21 protein-coding genes and 1 pseudogene are annotated in these 15,954 nt (G+C 66.6%); 17 read left to right on the top strand and 5 right to left on the bottom strand.

The genetic code is table 11. The features are described 5' to 3' along the window. Window positions 1-425, top strand: a pseudogene (locus tag QQK43_RS10960) (3-oxoadipyl-CoA thiolase); the annotation flags it as partial. A gap of 182 nt (window positions 426-607) precedes the next feature. Here the strand turns inward: QQK43_RS10960 and QQK43_RS10955 are convergent. Next, window positions 608-1,246, bottom strand: a complete 639-nt coding sequence (locus tag QQK43_RS10955) for a trimeric intracellular cation channel family protein (protein WP_284307776.1) — start codon at window positions 1,244-1,246, stop codon at window positions 608-610. A gap of 13 nt (window positions 1,247-1,259) precedes the next feature. Between QQK43_RS10955 and QQK43_RS10950 the strand changes: the two genes are divergently transcribed. The 3 genes from QQK43_RS10950 (at window position 1,260) to QQK43_RS10940 (ending at window position 3,216) form a co-directional block, all read left to right on the top strand. After that, complete coding sequence (locus QQK43_RS10950; RefSeq protein ID WP_234266237.1) at window positions 1,260-2,018, top strand: sulfite exporter TauE/SafE family protein; 759 nt, start codon at window positions 1,260-1,262, stop codon at window positions 2,016-2,018. Window positions 2,019-2,051: 33 nt separating this feature from the next. Continuing rightward, window positions 2,052-2,669: a nucleotide-binding protein gene (locus QQK43_RS10945; protein WP_284307775.1), complete on the top strand. Its 618-nt coding sequence runs from the start codon at window positions 2,052-2,054 to the stop codon at window positions 2,667-2,669. Window positions 2,670-2,760: 91 nt separating this feature from the next. Then, window positions 2,761-3,216: a MaoC family dehydratase gene (locus QQK43_RS10940; RefSeq protein ID WP_284307774.1), complete on the top strand. Its 456-nt coding sequence runs from the start codon at window positions 2,761-2,763 to the stop codon at window positions 3,214-3,216. Between the two features lie 28 nt (window positions 3,217-3,244). Here the strand turns inward: QQK43_RS10940 and QQK43_RS10935 are convergent, their stop codons facing one another. From QQK43_RS10935 to QQK43_RS10925, 3 genes are all read right to left on the bottom strand, one after another. Then, a complete protein-coding gene (locus QQK43_RS10935) occupies window positions 3,245-3,568 on the bottom strand; it encodes a hypothetical protein (protein ID WP_284307773.1) in 324 nt (107 codons plus the stop codon). A 5-nt stretch (window positions 3,569-3,573) separates the two neighbouring features. Continuing rightward, entirely contained in the window at window positions 3,574-4,047 is a 474-nt protein-coding gene (trmL, locus tag QQK43_RS10930; protein ID WP_234266233.1) for a tRNA (uridine(34)/cytosine(34)/5-carboxymethylaminomethyluridine(34)-2'-O)-methyltransferase TrmL, read from the bottom strand. 105 nt (window positions 4,048-4,152) lie between these two features. Further along, window positions 4,153-4,911, bottom strand: coding sequence for a ComFC family protein (locus tag QQK43_RS10925; RefSeq protein WP_284307772.1), 759 nt, complete (start codon window positions 4,909-4,911; stop codon window positions 4,153-4,155). A 100-nt stretch (window positions 4,912-5,011) separates the two neighbouring features. Between QQK43_RS10925 and QQK43_RS10920 the strand changes: the two genes are divergently transcribed. From QQK43_RS10920 to QQK43_RS10885, 8 genes are all read left to right on the top strand, one after another. Next, window positions 5,012-5,908, top strand: a complete 897-nt coding sequence (locus QQK43_RS10920; protein WP_284307784.1) for a class I SAM-dependent methyltransferase — start codon at window positions 5,012-5,014, stop codon at window positions 5,906-5,908. A gap of 214 nt (window positions 5,909-6,122) precedes the next feature. Beyond that, complete coding sequence (locus tag QQK43_RS10915) at window positions 6,123-6,542, top strand: DUF2244 domain-containing protein (protein WP_284307771.1); 420 nt, start codon at window positions 6,123-6,125, stop codon at window positions 6,540-6,542. 146 nt (window positions 6,543-6,688) lie between these two features. Next, entirely contained in the window at window positions 6,689-7,837 is a 1,149-nt protein-coding gene (gene coxB / locus QQK43_RS10910; protein WP_284307783.1) for a cytochrome c oxidase subunit II, read from the top strand. Window positions 7,838-7,878: 41 nt separating this feature from the next. Continuing rightward, window positions 7,879-9,495 (top strand): cytochrome c oxidase subunit I, encoded by a 1,617-nt coding sequence (gene ctaD, locus QQK43_RS10905; protein ID WP_284307770.1) that lies wholly within the window; start codon window positions 7,879-7,881, stop codon window positions 9,493-9,495. A 20-nt stretch (window positions 9,496-9,515) separates the two neighbouring features. Beyond that, window positions 9,516-9,626 (top strand): cytochrome oxidase small assembly protein, encoded by a 111-nt coding sequence (locus QQK43_RS10900; RefSeq protein ID WP_234266229.1) that lies wholly within the window; start codon window positions 9,516-9,518, stop codon window positions 9,624-9,626. Window positions 9,627-9,650: 24 nt separating this feature from the next. Beyond that, window positions 9,651-10,256 (top strand): cytochrome c oxidase assembly protein, encoded by a 606-nt coding sequence (locus QQK43_RS10895; RefSeq protein WP_234266228.1) that lies wholly within the window; start codon window positions 9,651-9,653, stop codon window positions 10,254-10,256. Further along, window positions 10,253-10,471: a DUF2970 domain-containing protein gene (locus tag QQK43_RS10890; protein WP_234266227.1), complete on the top strand. Its 219-nt coding sequence runs from the start codon at window positions 10,253-10,255 to the stop codon at window positions 10,469-10,471. The genes QQK43_RS10895 and QQK43_RS10890 overlap by 4 nt, the downstream gene beginning before the upstream one ends. 62 nt (window positions 10,472-10,533) lie before the next feature. Next, a complete protein-coding gene (locus tag QQK43_RS10885; RefSeq protein ID WP_234266226.1) occupies window positions 10,534-11,415 on the top strand; it encodes a cytochrome c oxidase subunit 3 in 882 nt (293 codons plus the stop codon). Window positions 11,416-11,487: 72 nt separating this feature from the next. Here the strand turns inward: QQK43_RS10885 and QQK43_RS10880 are convergent, their stop codons facing one another. Then, window positions 11,488-11,730 (bottom strand): twin transmembrane helix small protein, encoded by a 243-nt coding sequence (locus tag QQK43_RS10880; RefSeq protein WP_234266225.1) that lies wholly within the window; start codon window positions 11,728-11,730, stop codon window positions 11,488-11,490. Window positions 11,731-11,774: 44 nt separating this feature from the next. Between QQK43_RS10880 and QQK43_RS10875 the strand changes: the two genes are divergently transcribed. From QQK43_RS10875 to QQK43_RS10855, 5 genes are read left to right on the top strand one after another with little or no spacing between them, the layout of a single operon-like run. Then, on the top strand, window positions 11,775-12,530 hold the full coding sequence (locus tag QQK43_RS10875) for an SURF1 family protein (protein ID WP_284307769.1): 756 nt from the start codon (window positions 11,775-11,777) through the stop codon (window positions 12,528-12,530). Further along, window positions 12,475-13,203, top strand: a complete 729-nt coding sequence (locus QQK43_RS10870) for an SCO family protein (protein WP_284307768.1) — start codon at window positions 12,475-12,477, stop codon at window positions 13,201-13,203. The genes QQK43_RS10875 and QQK43_RS10870 overlap by 56 nt, the downstream gene beginning before the upstream one ends. Window positions 13,204-13,223: 20 nt before the next feature. Beyond that, window positions 13,224-14,378, top strand: coding sequence for a COX15/CtaA family protein (locus tag QQK43_RS10865; RefSeq protein WP_284307767.1), 1,155 nt, complete (start codon window positions 13,224-13,226; stop codon window positions 14,376-14,378). Continuing rightward, a complete protein-coding gene (gene cyoE / locus QQK43_RS10860; RefSeq protein ID WP_284307766.1) occupies window positions 14,375-15,277 on the top strand; it encodes a heme o synthase in 903 nt (300 codons plus the stop codon). Before QQK43_RS10865 ends, cyoE begins: the two co-directional genes overlap by 4 nt. Window positions 15,278-15,299: 22 nt before the next feature. Next, window positions 15,300-15,914: an SCO family protein gene (locus QQK43_RS10855; protein ID WP_234266220.1), complete on the top strand. Its 615-nt coding sequence runs from the start codon at window positions 15,300-15,302 to the stop codon at window positions 15,912-15,914. Window positions 15,915-15,954 lie beyond the last annotated feature (40 nt).

The following is a 15,954-nucleotide window of genomic DNA, read 5'->3' as shown; positions in this document are numbered from 1 at the left end:
GCGCGCTGCTGCTGGCCGATGAAGCCACGGCCGCCCGCTACGGCCTGACGCCCAGGGCCCGGGTCGTGGGCATGGCCACGGCCGGGGTGGCCCCGCGCGTGATGGGCATCGGCCCGGCACCGGCGACCGAAAAGGTGCTGGCGCTGACCGGGCTGTCCCTGGCGCAGATGGACGTGATCGAACTCAACGAAGCCTTTGCGGCGCAAGGGCTGGCGGTGCTGCGCCTGCTGGGGCTGGCGGACGATGATGAGCGGGTCAACGCCTGGGGCGGTGCCATCGCGCTGGGCCACCCGCTGGGGGCCAGTGGCGCGCGGCTGGCGACCACGGCGGTCAACCGGCTGCACACCACGGGCGGGCGCTACGCGCTGTGCACCATGTGCATCGGGGTCGGGCAGGGCATTGCGCTGGTCATCGAGCGGGTCTGAGCTTGAGCGGCGAAGCGCGGGGATCAAAAACCTGCCCCAAGGCAACTGCAGCCTCAGTGGGGGCAGCGACCCGCGCAGCGGCGGAGCGTGGGGGCCCGGGATTCAAGCGCCGGGCCGCCCCAAGCTGAATCCGCACCCCCTCGGGGGGCAGCGACCCGCGCAGCGGCGGAGCGAGGGGGCCCCTATGTTTTCCAGGCAGGCAACTGCCAGTTGCGCCACAGGCTCAATGCCCGCAGCCCGGCCGTGACGCCCACACACGACACCAGGGCGACCCAGCCCGGGGCGTTGGCCTGCCACAGGCCCACATAAACCCAGCCGCCGGCAAAGGCGCAGACCGCGTAGGGGCGGTGGTCGTGAAAGGCGGCGGGAATCTGGTTGCAGACCACGTCGCGCAGCACCCCGCCAAACACGCCGGTGATCAGGCCCATGAGCACGGCCACCAGGGCCGGCAATTCGAGCAGCAGGGCCTGGTGCACGCCGGTGGCGGCAAACAGGCCCAGGCCCAGCGCGTCGGGCCACTGGATGGCGCGTTCGGTCAGGGCAAAATGGCGCGTCCGCAGGAACAGCATGGCCAGCACGCACAGCGCCAGCACGCCCCAGAGCATCTCCACATGGCGCACCCAGAAGAAGGGGCGCTGGTCGAGCAGCAGGTCGCGCAGCGTGCCCCCGCCGAATGCGGCCAAAAAGCCCACCACGCACACCCCCACCGCATCCAGCCGCTTGCGCGCCGCCTCCATGATCCCGGAGAGGGCAAAGGCGGCGGTGGCGGCCATTTCCACCAGCAAGCGCAGGGTTTCGCCCCAGACCTGAACGTTTTGCATCGCCCGATTGTCCATGCCCGCCCTGCCGCTGATCACCGATCCGTTTTTTTATGCCGTGGCGATCCCGGCCGTGCTGCTGTTGGGCGTGAGCAAGAGCGGCTTTGGCGCCGGCTTCGGGTCGCTGGCGGTGCCGCTGATGGCGCTGGCGATCAGCGTGCCGCAGGCGGCGGCCATCCTGATGCCGGTGCTGCTGGTGATGGACCTGATGGGCATCGCCGCCTTCCGGCGCCACGTGGATGTCCGGCTGTTCCGCTTTCTGCTGCCGTTCGGTCTGCTGGGCATTGTGGTCGGCACCCTGGCCTTCCGCCTGTTGGACGCGCGCATGGTGGCCGGCATCGTGGGCGTCGCGACGTTGCTGTTCCTGGCGCAGCGCCTGCTGTTCCCGCCCCGTCCCGACAGCCCGCCGCCACCGCGCTGGCTGGGTGGTTTTCTGGCCATGACGTCCGGCTTCACCAGCTTCATCGCTCACGCTGGCGGGCCACCGATCAACGCCTACGTGATTCCGCTGAAACTGCCGCCCCTGCTGTTCACCGGCACGATGGCCTTTTTCTTTTTCTTCGTGAACCTGGCCAAATGGCTGCCTTACGCCTGGCTCGGCCTGCTGGACTGGCGCAACATGGCCACGTCGCTGGCGCTGCTGCCGTTCGCGCCGATCGGGGTCTGGGTCGGGGTGCGCATCGCGCACCGCATCAACCCGGTGCTGTTCTACCGCCTGGTGTACGCGGGCATGCTGCTGACCGGGTTGAAGCTGGTTTGGGACGCATGGCGATAACATAGCCTCCGGTTCAAGCAACAGGAGGTCGGTATGCCGGTGGTGGTGGTGGCCAATCCCAAGGGCGGTGTGGGCAAGTCCACGCTGTCGACCAACGTGGCGGGGTATTTCGCCAGCCAGGGGCATGCGGTCATGCTCGGTGACGCTGACCGCCAGCAATCGTCCCGCCTGTGGCTGGGGTTGCGCCCGCCCGCGGCCCGCCCGATCCAGACTTGGGAGATTTCCAGCGATTTCATCGCCCGGCCGCCGCGCGACGTTTCGCATGTGGTGCTGGACACCCCGGCGGGCCTGCACGGCTGGCGCTTCAAGGACGTGCTCAAGCTGGCCGACAAGGTGCTTGTGCCGCTGCAGCCAAGCATCTTCGACATCTACGCCACGCGGGCTTTCCTGGACGAACTGGCCGAGTCCAAGCGCGGCCAGACGCTGGAGGTGGGCATCGTCGGCATGCGGGTGGACGAGCGCACCATCGCCGCGGACAAGCTGCGCGAGTTTGTCGAGGGCCTGGGGCTGCCGGTGCTGGCATACCTGCGCGACACGCAGAACTACATCCACCTGGCTGCGCGCGGGCTCACCCTGTTCGACATCGCGCCCAGCCGGGTCGAGAAGGATCTGGGCCAGTGGGCCGGTCTGTGCCGCTGGCTGGCCGACTGACGCGGCCTGTCGGGCCTGAGCCTGCGGGAATACCCGGAGTTGTCCCGGGCCTGACACGTTCGACGGGCCCGCGGTCGCCAGAATGGCCAGCATGAAAGTCTTTGAAACCCTGGCCGATCTGGCCGCTTGCGTGGGACAGGAAGTCGCGCTCAGCGACTGGTTCACCATCACCCAGGAACAGGTCAACCTGTTCGCCCAGGCCACGGGTGATCACCAGTGGATCCACGTGGACGTCGAGCGCGCCCGCCAGGGACCGTTTGGTGCGCCGATCGCCCATGGTTTCCTGACGCTGTCGCTGCTGCCGCTGTTCTTCGAGTCCAGCTTCGTGGTGCGCCAGACCCGCATGGGCGTCAACTATGGTCTGAACAAGGTGCGGTTCACGGCGCCGGTGCCGGTGGGCAGCCGCTTGCGTGGGCGCATGACCCTGCTGTCGGCCGACCCGATCGAGAACCAGGGGCTGCAGATGACCTGGCAGATGCTCGTGGAGCGCGAGGGCAGCGACAAGCCGGTTTGCGTGGCCGAGGCGCTGGTGCGGCAATACCCTTGAAAGGGGGGGCTGACGGGGTGGTCGCCGGCTATTTGATGCGCAGCAGCTGCTTGGCGTCGACCCAGCCTTCGAAGACCGGCATCAGGGCGTTGATGCGCTGGGCCGCTTCCGACTGGCTGTGCCGCTGGGAGACGAGCTGGTAGATGTCGTTGCGCAGCAGCCAGAGCTCCTGCGGCGCCCGGGCCTGGTAGAGGCGCTGGCGCAGACGGTCGGCCCCGCTGCTTTCGCAGTCGTTCATGGCCGAGAGCATGGCTTCACGGATCTGGTACATGTCCCGGGCGGTGGGGAAACGCCGGGGCTTCTGGGCGCGCTGGAAGCGCGCACGCAGCAGACGGGTCAGCGTGCGGATCATGGCTTTCACGATCCCATGCCGGCAAAGCCCTGTTGGCGCCAGGCTTCAAAAACCAGCACCGCCACGGCGTTCGATAGGTTGAGGCTGCGCTGGCCTGGGCGCATCGGCAGGCGCAGCCGCTGCGAGGCCGGAAACGATTCGCGCAGGGTTTCCGGCAGACCGCGGGTTTCGGCCCCGAAGACCAGCCAGTCGCCGGGCTGGAAACGCTGCTCGAAGGCGTTGTGGCTGCCTCGGGTGGTCAGCGCGAACAGGCGGGACGGGTCGGGTTGGGCCTGCTGCACGAAGTCGGGCCAGCTGGCGTGGCGTTGCACGCTGGCGTATTCGTGATAGTCGAGGCCGGCGCGCCGCATCTGCTTGTCTTCCATCGAAAAACCCAGCGGTTCGATCAGGTGGAGTGTGCAGCCGGTGTTCGCGCTCAGGCGGATCACGTTCCCGGTGTTGGGCGGGATCTCCGGTTCAACGAGGACGATGTGAAACATGCCGGCGTGCCGAACCCTGGGGCTGCATGGCCCTTGTGCAACCAGTGAACTGGTTTTTTTGCTCTCCCTGTGCAGCCGATGATAGCCGCGCGGGCGAAGCCCTCCTCACAGGGTATCGCGTGTTTCGTGAGCTTCGGCGCGCAGGCCCCGATCATCGGGTGTGCGGGCAAAGACGCAGGCGCGCACCGACCGGGCGCCGGCTGCACGCAGGGCCTGCGCGGCGGCTTCCAGGGTGGCGCCGGTGGTGCAGACGTCGTCCACCAGCAACACCCGCCGGCCATGCAGGCGCGCTGCGTGTTCCGGGTGCGCGGCCAGGGTGCCCCGGGCATTGCGCAGGCGCTCGGCGCGCGGCAGGTCGTGCTGGGCGCGGGGCGTGCCCAGACGGACCAGACCCATGGGCAGCGTGTCGATGGCCGGCGAGGGGCTGCCGCGACGCAGCGCCTTGGCCAGGTTCCAGGCCGGGTTGTAGCCCCGGGTGGCCAGGCGTTGCGGATCGGCGGGAATGGGTACCAGCAGGTCGTCCTCCTGCAGCCAGGTGTTCAGCCGTGCTGATCGGCGCAGGAGCCGGGCGAAGGTGCCGGCCCAGGCCGGCTCGCCCCGGAATTTGAAGCGCGCGACCAGGCCGTCCCAGGGATAGGCGTAGTCCACGGCGGCTTCACAGGCGTCCAGGCCATCGTGGGCTGCGCAGGCAAGGCATTCGCCGCAGAGGGGGCCGGCCTTGGGCGGGAGCGGCAGGGCGCAGCGCTCGCAGCGCGGCCGGGGCATGGCAAAACGGTGTTCGCAGGCGGCGCAAACCGGCGCGGCGGGCCAGCGGCCGCAGACCTGGCAAGTGCCGGCCAGGGCTTCCCGGGCGGGTGTCCACATCCTCCACATGGGGCCAATATACTGGCCGGCCGGCGTTGCCGTTCCGTTCGTTTTCCTTCTTCCTCTGCCCTGCGCCGTGTCCACCCCGTCTGTTTCTGAAATGCCCGTGTCGGAGGTGCCTGGTCTGGATGCGCTTGCCGCTCACCGCTGGTTGCGGCGCCCGGCCGAGGGCAGTGCCTGGCTGCACGAAGAGGTGGCCCGGCGCATGATGGACCGGCTGGGGTGGTTCCGCACCCTGCCGGACAGCTGGTTGCACTGGGAGCCGGTGCTGGGGGGGCTGCGGGCGCATGCGGCACTGGTCGAGCGCTTGCCGCAGGCGCAGGCGCTGGTCTGGGCCGAACACCTGGATGCCGCGCTCGCGGCCACAGGCGCACGCCGGCCGGGGCCGGCCTGGCACCCTTCGCAGTGGCTGCGCCGGGACACGCGCACGCGCGCCTGGGTGCCCGACGAGACGGTGGGCATGCTCTGGTCCAACCTGGCGTTGCACGCCGAACCGCAGCCTCAGGCGCTGTTGCGCCGTTGGCAGGGGCTGATCCGGACCGACGGCTTCCTCATGTTTTCCTGTCTGGGGCCGGACACGCTGCGCGAGTTGCGCGCGCTGTACGCGGCCCGGGGCTGGCGGCCGCCGGCCCAGGCCTTCACCGATATGCACGACTGGGGCGACATGCTGGTGCAAAGCGGCTTTGCCGAGCCCGTGATGGACATGGAGCGCATCGTGCTCACCTATTCCAGTGGCGCCGCGCTGCTGGATGAGTTGCGCACCCTGGGCCGCAACCTGTCCACGGATCGCGCTCCCCGTTTGCAGGCGCCGGGCGGACGGGCCGCGCTGGTGGAGGTGCTGGAGTCGGGGTTGCCGCGGGGCGATGACGGCCGTCTGCAGATGACCTTTGAAATCGTTTATGGCCACGCCTACAAACCGGTGCCCAGGGACCGTGGCACCCAGACTGTCTCGCTCGACGAGATGCGCAACCAGTTGCGCCAGCGTCCGCCGCGCTGAGCCCGCGTCCCTCGCGGGTGGCGGCGTCGCCCAGGTGTCCGGCCGGGCCTGCACCCGCTTCGGACGCCGCTACAATTGATATAAATCAAACTTTCGAGGTTGACTTCTGCTTCACCGGTCACAGCCGGTGTTTTTCTGGGTGGTGTCAGCAATGGGTGTCGGGCAGCAGGAGGCTTCTGCAGCGCCCGCCGGTGCGGCCGGCGGATGCTGGCTCATGCGGCGCAACTGCTCGGCAACACCCGCGCAGTTGGGGGCGGGGCTGGCGGTTATTGGGCTGTCTTCGTTGCTGGTGGCCAGTCTGTTCTGGTGGCAGGGGGCGGTGCTGGTATTGCCGTTCGCGTTGCTCGAAGTGCTGGTGCTCGGGATGGCCTTTGTGGTGCACGCCCGCCATGCCACCGATTTCGAGCGCATCTGGCTGGATGGCCAGCGCTTGGTGGTGGAGCAGGAAAGTGCCGGTCGCATGCGTCGGGCCGAGTTCGTGAGGGAATGGGTTCGCCTGAGGGCTGCCGAAGGCGAAGGGTGGCTGGTGGAGGTCACCGCCGGCGCCCAGATCGTGCGGGTGGGGCGTTTTCTGCGCCCGGATCAGCGCGCGGTGTTGCTCAATGAGATGCGCCAAGCATTGCGGATGGCCTGAATGTGGGTTATCCCTGAAGGGCGATTCGGGGAAAGTTTGTTCTAATCGGTTGATATAAATCAATACTTATATTTGAGGCGGTGAACGTGAGTATGACGAAGACAACAGCTGGTTCCCTGCGTGGGCGACTGTCGGGCCTGCACGGGATGGTTTCGGGGGCTGTGCTCGGTTTTGGTGCCTGGGCGGGAGCGACCGCCCACGCCCGGGTCAATGACCTTCCGGGCGGCCCGGCCGTCAACCAGCTGAACTTCGCGCCGCCCGCCACCCGCATCGCCGAAGAGCAGCACTGGCTGCACTGGTTCATGCTGGTGATCTGTACCGTCATCTTCGTGCTGGTGTTCGGGGTGATGTTCTATTCCATCGTCAAGCACCGCAAGTCGGTGGGGCACAAGGCGCAGGAGCTGCCCGAACCGATCTGGGTCGAGCTGGGCTGGACCATCGTGCCGCTGCTGATCGTGATCGGCATGGCCCTGCCGGCCACCAAGGTGCTGGTGGCGCAGAAGGACACCACCGCCAGCGATATCACCATCAAGGCCACCGGCATGCAGTGGAAGTGGGGCTACGACTACCTCAAGGGGGAAGGCGAGGGCATCGGCTTCCTGTCCACGCTCGACGTGACCCACCGCGAAATGTCCAACAGCGGCAAACCCGCCCCGACCGACGACTACCTGCTCAAGGTCGACAACCCGCTGGTGGTGCCGGTGGGCAAGAAGATCCGCGTCATCACCACGGCCAACGACGTGATTCATGCCTGGATGGTGCCGGCCTTTGGCGTCAAGCAGGACGCGATCCCCGGCTTCGTGCGCGACACCTGGTTCCGTGCCGAAAAGACCGGTGACTTCTACGGCCAGTGCGCCGAGCTGTGTGGCAAGGAACACGCCTACATGCCCATCCACGTGAAGGTGCTGTCGGCCGAGGACTATTCCGCCTGGGTTGATGGCGAGAAGAAGAAGATGGCTGCCGCCGCAGACGATCCGAACAAGGTCTGGGTGCTGAGCGATCTGGTCAAGCGAGGCGAATCGGTGTACGCCGCCAACTGCGCAGCTTGCCACCAGGCCAACGGCAAGGGCGCCGGCCCGATCAAGCCGCTCGACGGCTCGGCCATCGTGACCGACACCGATCACGCCAAGATGATCCAGGTGCTGCTGCACGGCGCCGCCGGGGGGGCGATGCCGTCCTGGAAACAGCTGTCCGATACCGAACTGGCGGCGGTGATGACCTACGCCAAGAACAGCTGGTCCAACCAGACCGAGCAGATCGTGCAGCCCGCCGAAGTGGTCGTCGCCCGCCAGTGAGCGCGCCGCACCCAGGAATTTGAGCATCAAAGGAAAACGACATGAGTGCAGTGCTTGACCACCACGACGCGCACGACCACGATCACCACCATGCGCCCGCCGGCTGGCGGCGCTGGGTGTTCGCGACCAACCACAAGGACATCGGCACCCTGTACCTGCTGTTCTCGTTCACCATGCTGATGGTGGGCGGCGTGCTGGCGCTGGGCATCCGGGCCGAACTGTTCCAGCCCGGCCTGCAACTGGTCAACCCCGAGCTGTTCAACCAGCTCACGACCATGCACGGCATCATCATGGTGTTCGGGGCCATCATGCCGGCCTTCGTGGGCTTCGCGAACTGGATGCTGCCGCTGCAGATCGGCGCTTCCGACATGGCTTTCGCCCGCATGAACAACTTCAGCTTCTGGCTGATGATTCCGGCGGCCGTGATCATCGTGCTGTCGTTCTTCATGCCCGGCGGTGCTCCCGCCGCCGGCTGGACGCTGTACGCGCCGCTGACGCTGCAGATGGGCCCCTCGATGGATGCAGCCATCTTCGCGATGCACATTCTGGGTGCCTCGTCGATCATGGGCTCGATCAACATCATCGTGACCATCCTCAACATGCGCGCCCCTGGCATGACGCTGATGAAGATGCCGATGTTCGCCTGGACCTGGCTGATCACCGCCTACCTGCTGATCGCCGTGATGCCCGTGCTGGCCGGCGCCATCACCATGACGCTGACCGACCGCCACTTCGGCACCAGCTTCTTCAACCCCGCCGGTGGCGGCGACCCGGTGATGTACCAGCACATCTTCTGGTTCTTCGGCCACCCCGAGGTCTACATCATGATCCTGCCGGCTTTCGGCATCGTGAGCCATGTGGTGTCGACCTTCTCGCGCAAGAAGCTGTTCGGCTACGCCTCCATGGTGTATGCCACCGGCTCCATCGCCATCCTGTCCTTCGTCGTGTGGGCGCACCACATGTTCACCACCGGCATGCCGGTGACGGGCCAGCTGTTCTTCATGTACTCGACCATGCTGATCGCCGTGCCCACGGGCGTGAAGATCTTCAACTGGATCGCGACCATGTGGAAGGGTTCGATGACCTTCGAGACCCCGATGATGTGGGCTGTGGGCTTCATCTTCGTGTTCACCATGGGTGGCTTCACCGGCCTGATCCTGTCGATGGCGCCCATCGACATCAACTTCCAGGACACCTACTACGTGGTGGCGCACTTCCACTACGTGCTGGTGGCCGGTTCCCTGTTCGCCATGTTTGCGGGCGTCTATTACTGGCTGCCCAAGTGGACCGGCGTGATGTACAGCGAAACGCGCGGCAAGATCCATTTCTGGTGGTCGATGATCTCGTTCAACGTCACCTTCTTCCCGATGCACTTCCTGGGGCTGGCCGGCATGCCTCGCCGCTACGCCGACTACCCCATGCAGTTCGCCGACTTCAACATGATCGCGTCGGTGGGGGCCTTTTTCTTCGGTTTTGCACAGGTTTACTTCTTCCTGTTCGTGGTCGTTCCAGCCATGCGCGGCAAGGGTGAAAAGGCCCCGCAGAAGCCCTGGGAGGGCGCTGTGGGCCTCGAATGGGAAGTGCCGTCACCGGCGCCTCACCACACCTTCGAAAACCCGCCCAAGCTGGACGCCACCGCCACCCGCGTGGTGGGCTGACCCGGATCGGACACCTTGTTATGGACAACGACCTGCGCCGCAAGAATGTTCGCCTCGGGCTGATCCTGGCCTCGGTGGCGCTCATCTTCCTGCTGGGCTTCATGGGCAAGATGGCCCTGCTCGGCGGCTGACGCACGCGACCACCCTGGACGGACATGGCACTGCACCGCGAAAACTGGAAGATGCTCGGCAAGCTCGGCGTGATCACGCTGGGCATGTTCGGCTTCGGTTACGCATTGGTGCCGATGTACCGTGCGATCTGCGATGCCCTGGGCATCAACGTGCTGGCGGTGGCCGAGCGCCAGATTCCTGGCGTGGCCCGAGGTCTGCCGGCCAATACCCAGGTGGATACCTCGCGCACCGTGACGGTGGAGTTCGACGTCAATGTCCGTGGTCCGTGGCATTTCAAACCCGAAATGCGGTCGATCGACGTGCACCCGGGTGAGCTCAAGACCGTGATGTACGAGTTCCAGAACATCCAGAACCGCACCATGGCAGCGCAGGCCATTCCGAGCTATGCACCCAAGCAGTCGGAGGCCCATTTCAACAAGCTGGAGTGTTTCTGTTTTTCGCAGTACACCCTGGCGCCGGGCGAGAAGAAGTCGTGGCCGGTGGCTTTTGTGATTGATCCGAAGCTGCCCAAGGACGTGCGGACCATCACGCTGTCCTACACCTTCTTCGAAGTCGGCATGCAGACGCCGCCGGCGCCGCAGGCCACGTTGACCCGCCCGCCAGTTCCGGCCGCACAGGGGGCTGTATGAGCACACAACAGCCCACGCCGCCGGCACGCAAAGGCAGCCTGAAAGACACGGTCAAGGCCGTGCTCTGGGGCTTCCTGGGCGTGCGCCGTCAGGCCGACTACCAAAAAGACATTGCCCGCCTCAACCCGTTGCACATCATGGCGGTGGGGGTGGTCCTGGCTTTCCTGTTCGTGCTCCTGCTCATGGGCATCGTCAACTGGGTGGCCGGCGGGTGACGCCACGGATCTCAGACCTTATTTCTCACAGACCATAAAAGCGAAGGCATTCAGGAGCGAGCATGACCGCAGCATCCCACGGCACCACACCTTATTACTTTGTCCCTGGACTCTCCCGCCATCCGGCGCTCGCTGCCCTGGGGCTGTTCTTCGTGATCCTGGGCGCGGGGCAGTGGATCAACGGTGCGCAATGGGGCATGTACTCGCTGGTCTTCGGCCTGGCGTTCTGGCTCATCGTGCTGTTCCAGTGGTTCCGCGACGCCGTGGGTGAGAGCGAGGGCGGCCTCTATGGTCGCAAGATCGACATCTCGTTCCGCTGGAGCATGAGCTGGTTCATCTTCTCCGAAGTGATGTTCTTCGGCGCCTTCTTCACCGCACTGTGGTGGGCGCGGGTGCAGGCGATTCCCAATCTGGGCAACATCGAAAACGCGCTGCTCTGGCCCGACTTTTCGGCCATCTGGCCCAGCGCGCAGGCGGGTGCCACGGCATCGCCGGGTGGCATCGTCGAGCCCTTCCAGACCGTCGGTCCGTTCTGGCTGCCGACCATCAACACCGCGCTGCTGCTGACCTCGGGCGTCACGCTGACCATCGCCCACCACGCGCTGCAGGCTGGCAACCGCGCCAAGACCATCGCCTTCATGTGGATGACGGTGCTGCTCGGTGTGATCTTCCTGTTCGTGCAGGGCTATGAATATGCGCATGCCTATGCCGACCTGAACCTCAAGCTCAGCTCGGGCATCTTCGGCTCCACGTTCTTCATGCTGACCGGTTTCCACGGCTTCCACGTTTTCGTGGGCATGCTGATGCTGCTGTTCATCACGCTGCGTCTGCAGAAGGGCCACTTCACCCCGCAACGCCATTTCGGCTTCGAAGGCGCGGCCTGGTACTGGCACTTTGTGGACGTGGTCTGGCTGGGTCTGTACATCCTGGTCTACTGGATGTGATACCCGCGTGATCCGTTACCAACAAGGCGCCTTCGGGGCGCCTTGTTGCTTCTGGCGGGAGGTGGCGCGGTGTCAGCGCAAGGGCAGGCCCGTCGGCTGGATCCAGCCGAGCAGGTAGCTGACCAGCACCGCGACGAACAGCAGCACGGAGAAGGCGACCCGCAGGGCCAGCGCCCGTGCCATGCGGCGATTGGGGGCGGGCGCTTCACCGCCTTCACCCTCGGCCGGTGGCGCATGGCCTTTCATCATGAACACGAGCGCGGCTCCCAGGCTGGCAAGGATGGCCACGAATGCCACAATGACGAGGTACTTCATGGCCGCCATTATTGATCGCTTGTCTTCCCCAACGCTGTCCCGCCATGCCTGAACCGACCGCTCCGTCTGCGCGTTTTCGCAGTGCCCGTTTCTGGCTGGTCACACTGGCGGCGCTGGTCGTGATGGTGGTGACCGCCTCGCTCGGGCGCTGGCAGTTGGGGCGGGCGCAGCTCAAGCTGGATCTGCAGGCGTCGATCGAGGCGCGTGGTGCGCAGCCCGCGCTGGATACGCCGGCGGTGTTGGCGGTCGGGTCGACCGAGGCGCTGTTGCACCGGCAGGCGCAGTTGCAGGGGCAGTGGGTGGCTGCAGCCACGGTCTGGCTGGAGAACCGGCCGATGGCCGCACGAAGTGGATTCATCGTGGTCACCCCGTTGCGCCTGGAAGGCTCCGACCGCACGGTGCTGGTCCAGCGTGGCTGGGTGCCGCGTGATTTCCAGGACCGCACGCGGTTGCCGGCACTGGACACACCGCAGGGTATGGTGCAGGTGCGCGGCCGCCTTGCCCCGCCGCCATCGAGGCTGTTCGAGCCGGGAGCGGCGGCGCCGGGGCCGATCCGGCAAAATATCGAATTGGCCGCTTATGCCCGGGAGACGGGACTGGCGTTGCTCGACCTCTCTCTCTTGCAGACCTGTGACGCAGGCGATGGCCTGCTGCGGGACTGGCCGCGCTTCGCGGCCGATGTGTCCAAGCACCACGGTTATGCCTTCCAGTGGTTTGGTTTGTGTGCCCTCACGGGCTTGCTGTATGTCTGGTTCCAATTCATCGCCCCCCGCCGACAACGGCACCGCCCCGCCCCGTGACGAACCGCTGACGCTGACCGTGCACTCGCTGCCGGCGGCCGATGCGCAGACGGTGCGCTCGGCGGTCGACACGCGTGCCGGACGTTGGAAGATGGTGCTGCTGCTGCTGGTCAGCGCGGCGCCGGTGATCGCCTCCTACTTCACCTATTACGTGATCCGGCCGCAGGGGCGGACCAACTATGGCGAACTGGTCGATCCCCAGCGCCCCTTGCCCGCCTGGACCGGCCGCGATGCGGCAGGTGCCGAAGTGCCGCTGACGGCGTTGCGCGGTCAATGGCTGTTGCTGAGCGTTGCCGACTCGTCCTGCGCCCAGGTCTGTCAGGACCATCTTTATCTGCAGCGCCAGTTGCGTGAAAGCCTGGGCAAGGACAAGGACCGCATGGACTGGGTCTGGCTGCGCACCGGGGAAGCGGCCGTGCCGGAAGCCCTGCGCGCCGGGGTCGCTTCGGCCACCGTGCTGCAGGTCGATGCTGCGGCGGTGGCGCAGTGGCTGCAGCCTGCCCAAGGCCAGCGCCTGGAAGACCACCTGTACGTGATCGATCCCCAGGGCAACTGGATGATGCGGTTTCCGGCGAACGTCGAGCCCAAGCGTGCCCGCCGTGACCTGGAGCGGCTGATGCGCGCGTCCTCGTCGTGGGACCGTGCCGGCCGTGAGAGCGGGGCGGGCCACTGAGCCGGTCCGGAGCGCTTGCCATGGAAGCTTCGATGGACGTCCCGCTGTACGACCTGGCCCCGGTCGCCCGGATGATGTTGCTCGGCGTGGTGCTCGCCCTGGGCCCGCTGACCTGGGTCTGGTTGCGCAACCGCCAGGCGCCCGTGGCGCGCCGGCTGCAGGTGCTGACCCTGGTGACCTTGTTCCTCACCTTCGACCTCGTGCTGTTCGGCGCCTTCACGCGCCTGACCGATTCGGGGCTGGGCTGTCCGGACTGGCCTGGCTGTTATGGCAGTGCGAGCCCGGTGGGCGCCAAGGCCGAGATCGCGGCCGCCCAGTCCGCCATGCCGACCGGGCCGGTGACGCTGTCCAAAGCCTGGATCGAAATGGTTCACCGCTATCTCGCGACCGGTGTTGGGGTCCTGATCCTGGTGCTGACGGCAGTGAGCTGGGTCGAGCGCCGACGCCTGTCGGTCTCACCCTGGTGGCCGACTATTACCTTGTTGTGGGTGAGCCTGCAAGGGGCCTTCGGGGCCCTGACGGTCACCATGAAGCTGTTCCCGGCCATCGTCACGCTGCACCTGCTCGGGGGCCTGGGGCTGTTGGCGCTGCTGCGCTGGCAGGCATCGCGCTACGCGCAGGCGGCCCGCCCGGCAGCGCCGGTGCCGGCGCGTCTGTGGTGGGTCGCGCTGGCCGTCTGGGGGCTGCTGTGGCTGCAGATCGCGCTGGGTGGCTGGGTGAGCACCAACTATGCGGTGCTGGCCTGCACGGAATTTCCGACCTGCCAGGGCCAGTGGTGGCCGACGATGGACTGGCACGAGGGCTTTGCGCTCTGGCGCGAACTGGGACAGGGCCGTTCGGGCGCCTCGATCCCGTTTGCGGCTCTTACGGCCATCCATTACGCCCACCGCCTGGCCGCCTATGCCGTGCTGGCAGCGCTGCTGGCGCTGGTGTGGGCACTGTGGCTGCAGCCGCCGCTGCGCGGGGTGGCCCGCTGGCTCGCGGCGCTGGCCGCTTGGCAACTGCTGACCGGCCTGTCCAACGTGTTGCTTGACTGGCCCTTGCTGTCCGCCGTGGGCCACACTGGTGGCGCCGCCGCACTGGTGCTGGTGCTGACCGGTCTGCTGGGCGACGCGCGCCCGGCAGCGACCGCCCGCCGCGCTTTTCCCGCTTCTCCTTCCCGTGCCCGCCGATGAGTGACGCCGCCCCATCCCCTGCTGCCGCCCTGCCTTCAACCTGGCGGCAGTTTCATGCGCTGACCAAGCCCCGGGTCATTCAGCTCATCGTGTTCTGCGCGCTCATCGGCATGGTGCTGGCCGTGCCGGGTCCGCCGCGCTGGGCCGATGTCCGGCTCGCCGCCATCGCCTGCCTGGGCATCTGGCTGGTGGCCGGTGCCGCCGCAGCGTTCAACTGCGTGGTCGAACAGCGCATCGACGCGCGCATGAAGCGCACCGCCTGGCGCCCAACGGCCAAGGGCGAGCTGACCAACCTGCAGACCCTGAGTTTCTCGGCCGTCCTGTGTGCCATCGGCTCGGCCATTCTGTACGTTTGGGTCAACCCACTGACCATGTGGCTGACCTTCGCCACCTTCGTCGGCTACGCGGTGATCTACACGGTGGTGCTCAAGCCGCTGACGCCGCAGAACATCGTGATTGGCGGGGCTTCGGGCGCCATGCCGCCGGTGCTGGGCTGGGCGGCGATGACGGGTGAGGTCGCGCCCGAGGCGCTGATCCTGTTCCTCATCATCTTCCTGTGGACGCCGCCGCACTTCTGGGCGCTGGCGCTGTACCGGGTGGAGGACTATCGCAAGTCGGGGCTGCCCATGCTGCCGGTCACCCATGGCTCCGAGTTCACGCGTCTGCAGATCCTGCTCTATACCTTCGTGCTGTTCGCGGCCTGTCTCATGCCCTTCGTGATGCGCATGAGCGGCTGGTTCTACCTCGCGGCGGCCGTGGTGCTGTCGATCGGCTTCTGTGCCTACGCGGCGGCGCTATGGCGCCAGTATTCTGACGCGCTGGCCCGCAAGACCTTCCGTTTTTCGCTGATCCACCTGTCGCTGCTGTTCGCGGCCCTGTTGGTGGACCATTACCTCTGATTTTTCTGGGAGCGCGCACCGTATGAACCGCCGACATCTTCTGGCCCTGGGCGTGAGCGGCCTGTTTCTGGGCGCCTGTTCGGACAAGGCCGCCGAGGCGCCGGCCTCGGCCTTCAAGGGCATCGACATCACGGGTGCTCCGTACGCGGACGACTTCCGGCTCGCCGACCACAATGGCCAGATGCGCACCCTGGCCGATTTCCGCGGCAAGGTGGTGGTGATCTTTTTTGGCTACACGCAGTGCCCCGATGTCTGCCCGACCTCGATGGCCGAACTGGCGCAGGCCAAACAGCTGCTGGGTGCCGACGGGGACCGGCTGCAAGGTCTGTTCATCAGCGTGGACCCGGAGCGCGACACGCCCGCGATCATGAAGGAATACATGGCCAGCTTCGACCCGAGCTTTCTGGCGCTGCACGCCTCGCCGGAAGAACTGCCCGAGCTGGCCAAGCGTTTCAAGATCTACTACAAGAAGGTCGACGGCCAGACGCCCACCAGCTACACCATGGACCACTCCGCAGGCAGCTACCTCTACGACCCGCAGGGCCGGGTGCGGGTGTACCACCGCTATGCCAGCGGCGCCCCTTCGTTGGCGGACGACGCCCGGATACTGCTGGCCGAGCCGGCTGCTGGTGGCTGAAAACGCTGCAGATCCACAAAAAAGCCCCACGCAGACGGTA

Source organism: Hydrogenophaga electricum, assembly GCF_030160815.1.
Taxonomy (GTDB): Bacteria; Pseudomonadota; Gammaproteobacteria; order Burkholderiales; family Burkholderiaceae_C; genus Hydrogenophaga; species Hydrogenophaga electricum.
The sequence above is the reverse complement of the archived record's forward strand: the minus strand, read 5'-3'. Positions and strand labels throughout refer to the sequence as shown.

Coding starts and splice junctions, on each gene's coding strand:
- ctaD (WP_284307770.1), top strand. CDS start 7,879: ATGAGTGCAGTGCTTGACCACCACGACGCGCACGACCACGATCACCAC.
- QQK43_RS10935 (WP_284307773.1), bottom strand. CDS start 3,568: ATGATCCGCACGCTGACCCGTCTGCTGCGTGCGCGCTTCCAGCGCGCC.
- QQK43_RS10865 (WP_284307767.1), top strand. CDS start 13,224: ATGGAAGCTTCGATGGACGTCCCGCTGTACGACCTGGCCCCGGTCGCC.
- QQK43_RS10870 (WP_284307768.1), top strand. CDS start 12,475: ATGTCTGGTTCCAATTCATCGCCCCCCGCCGACAACGGCACCGCCCCG.
- QQK43_RS10955 (WP_284307776.1), bottom strand. CDS start 1,246: ATGCAAAACGTTCAGGTCTGGGGCGAAACCCTGCGCTTGCTGGTGGAA.
- QQK43_RS10950 (WP_234266237.1), top strand. CDS start 1,260: ATGCCCGCCCTGCCGCTGATCACCGATCCGTTTTTTTATGCCGTGGCG.
- QQK43_RS10945 (WP_284307775.1), top strand. CDS start 2,052: ATGCCGGTGGTGGTGGTGGCCAATCCCAAGGGCGGTGTGGGCAAGTCC.
- QQK43_RS10885 (WP_234266226.1), top strand. CDS start 10,534: ATGACCGCAGCATCCCACGGCACCACACCTTATTACTTTGTCCCTGGA.
- trmL (WP_234266233.1), bottom strand. CDS start 4,047: ATGTTTCACATCGTCCTCGTTGAACCGGAGATCCCGCCCAACACCGGG.
- coxB (WP_284307783.1), top strand. CDS start 6,689: ATGGTTTCGGGGGCTGTGCTCGGTTTTGGTGCCTGGGCGGGAGCGACC.
- QQK43_RS10895 (WP_234266228.1), top strand. CDS start 9,651: ATGGCACTGCACCGCGAAAACTGGAAGATGCTCGGCAAGCTCGGCGTG.
- QQK43_RS10925 (WP_284307772.1), bottom strand. CDS start 4,911: ATGTGGACACCCGCCCGGGAAGCCCTGGCCGGCACTTGCCAGGTCTGC.
- cyoE (WP_284307766.1), top strand. CDS start 14,375: ATGAGTGACGCCGCCCCATCCCCTGCTGCCGCCCTGCCTTCAACCTGG.
- QQK43_RS10875 (WP_284307769.1), top strand. CDS start 11,775: ATGCCTGAACCGACCGCTCCGTCTGCGCGTTTTCGCAGTGCCCGTTTC.
- QQK43_RS10920 (WP_284307784.1), top strand. CDS start 5,012: ATGCCCGTGTCGGAGGTGCCTGGTCTGGATGCGCTTGCCGCTCACCGC.
- QQK43_RS10880 (WP_234266225.1), bottom strand. CDS start 11,730: ATGAAGTACCTCGTCATTGTGGCATTCGTGGCCATCCTTGCCAGCCTG.
- QQK43_RS10890 (WP_234266227.1), top strand. CDS start 10,253: ATGAGCACACAACAGCCCACGCCGCCGGCACGCAAAGGCAGCCTGAAA.
- QQK43_RS10900 (WP_234266229.1), top strand. CDS start 9,516: ATGGACAACGACCTGCGCCGCAAGAATGTTCGCCTCGGGCTGATCCTG.
- QQK43_RS10855 (WP_234266220.1), top strand. CDS start 15,300: ATGAACCGCCGACATCTTCTGGCCCTGGGCGTGAGCGGCCTGTTTCTG.
- QQK43_RS10915 (WP_284307771.1), top strand. CDS start 6,123: ATGCGGCGCAACTGCTCGGCAACACCCGCGCAGTTGGGGGCGGGGCTG.
- QQK43_RS10940 (WP_284307774.1), top strand. CDS start 2,761: ATGAAAGTCTTTGAAACCCTGGCCGATCTGGCCGCTTGCGTGGGACAG.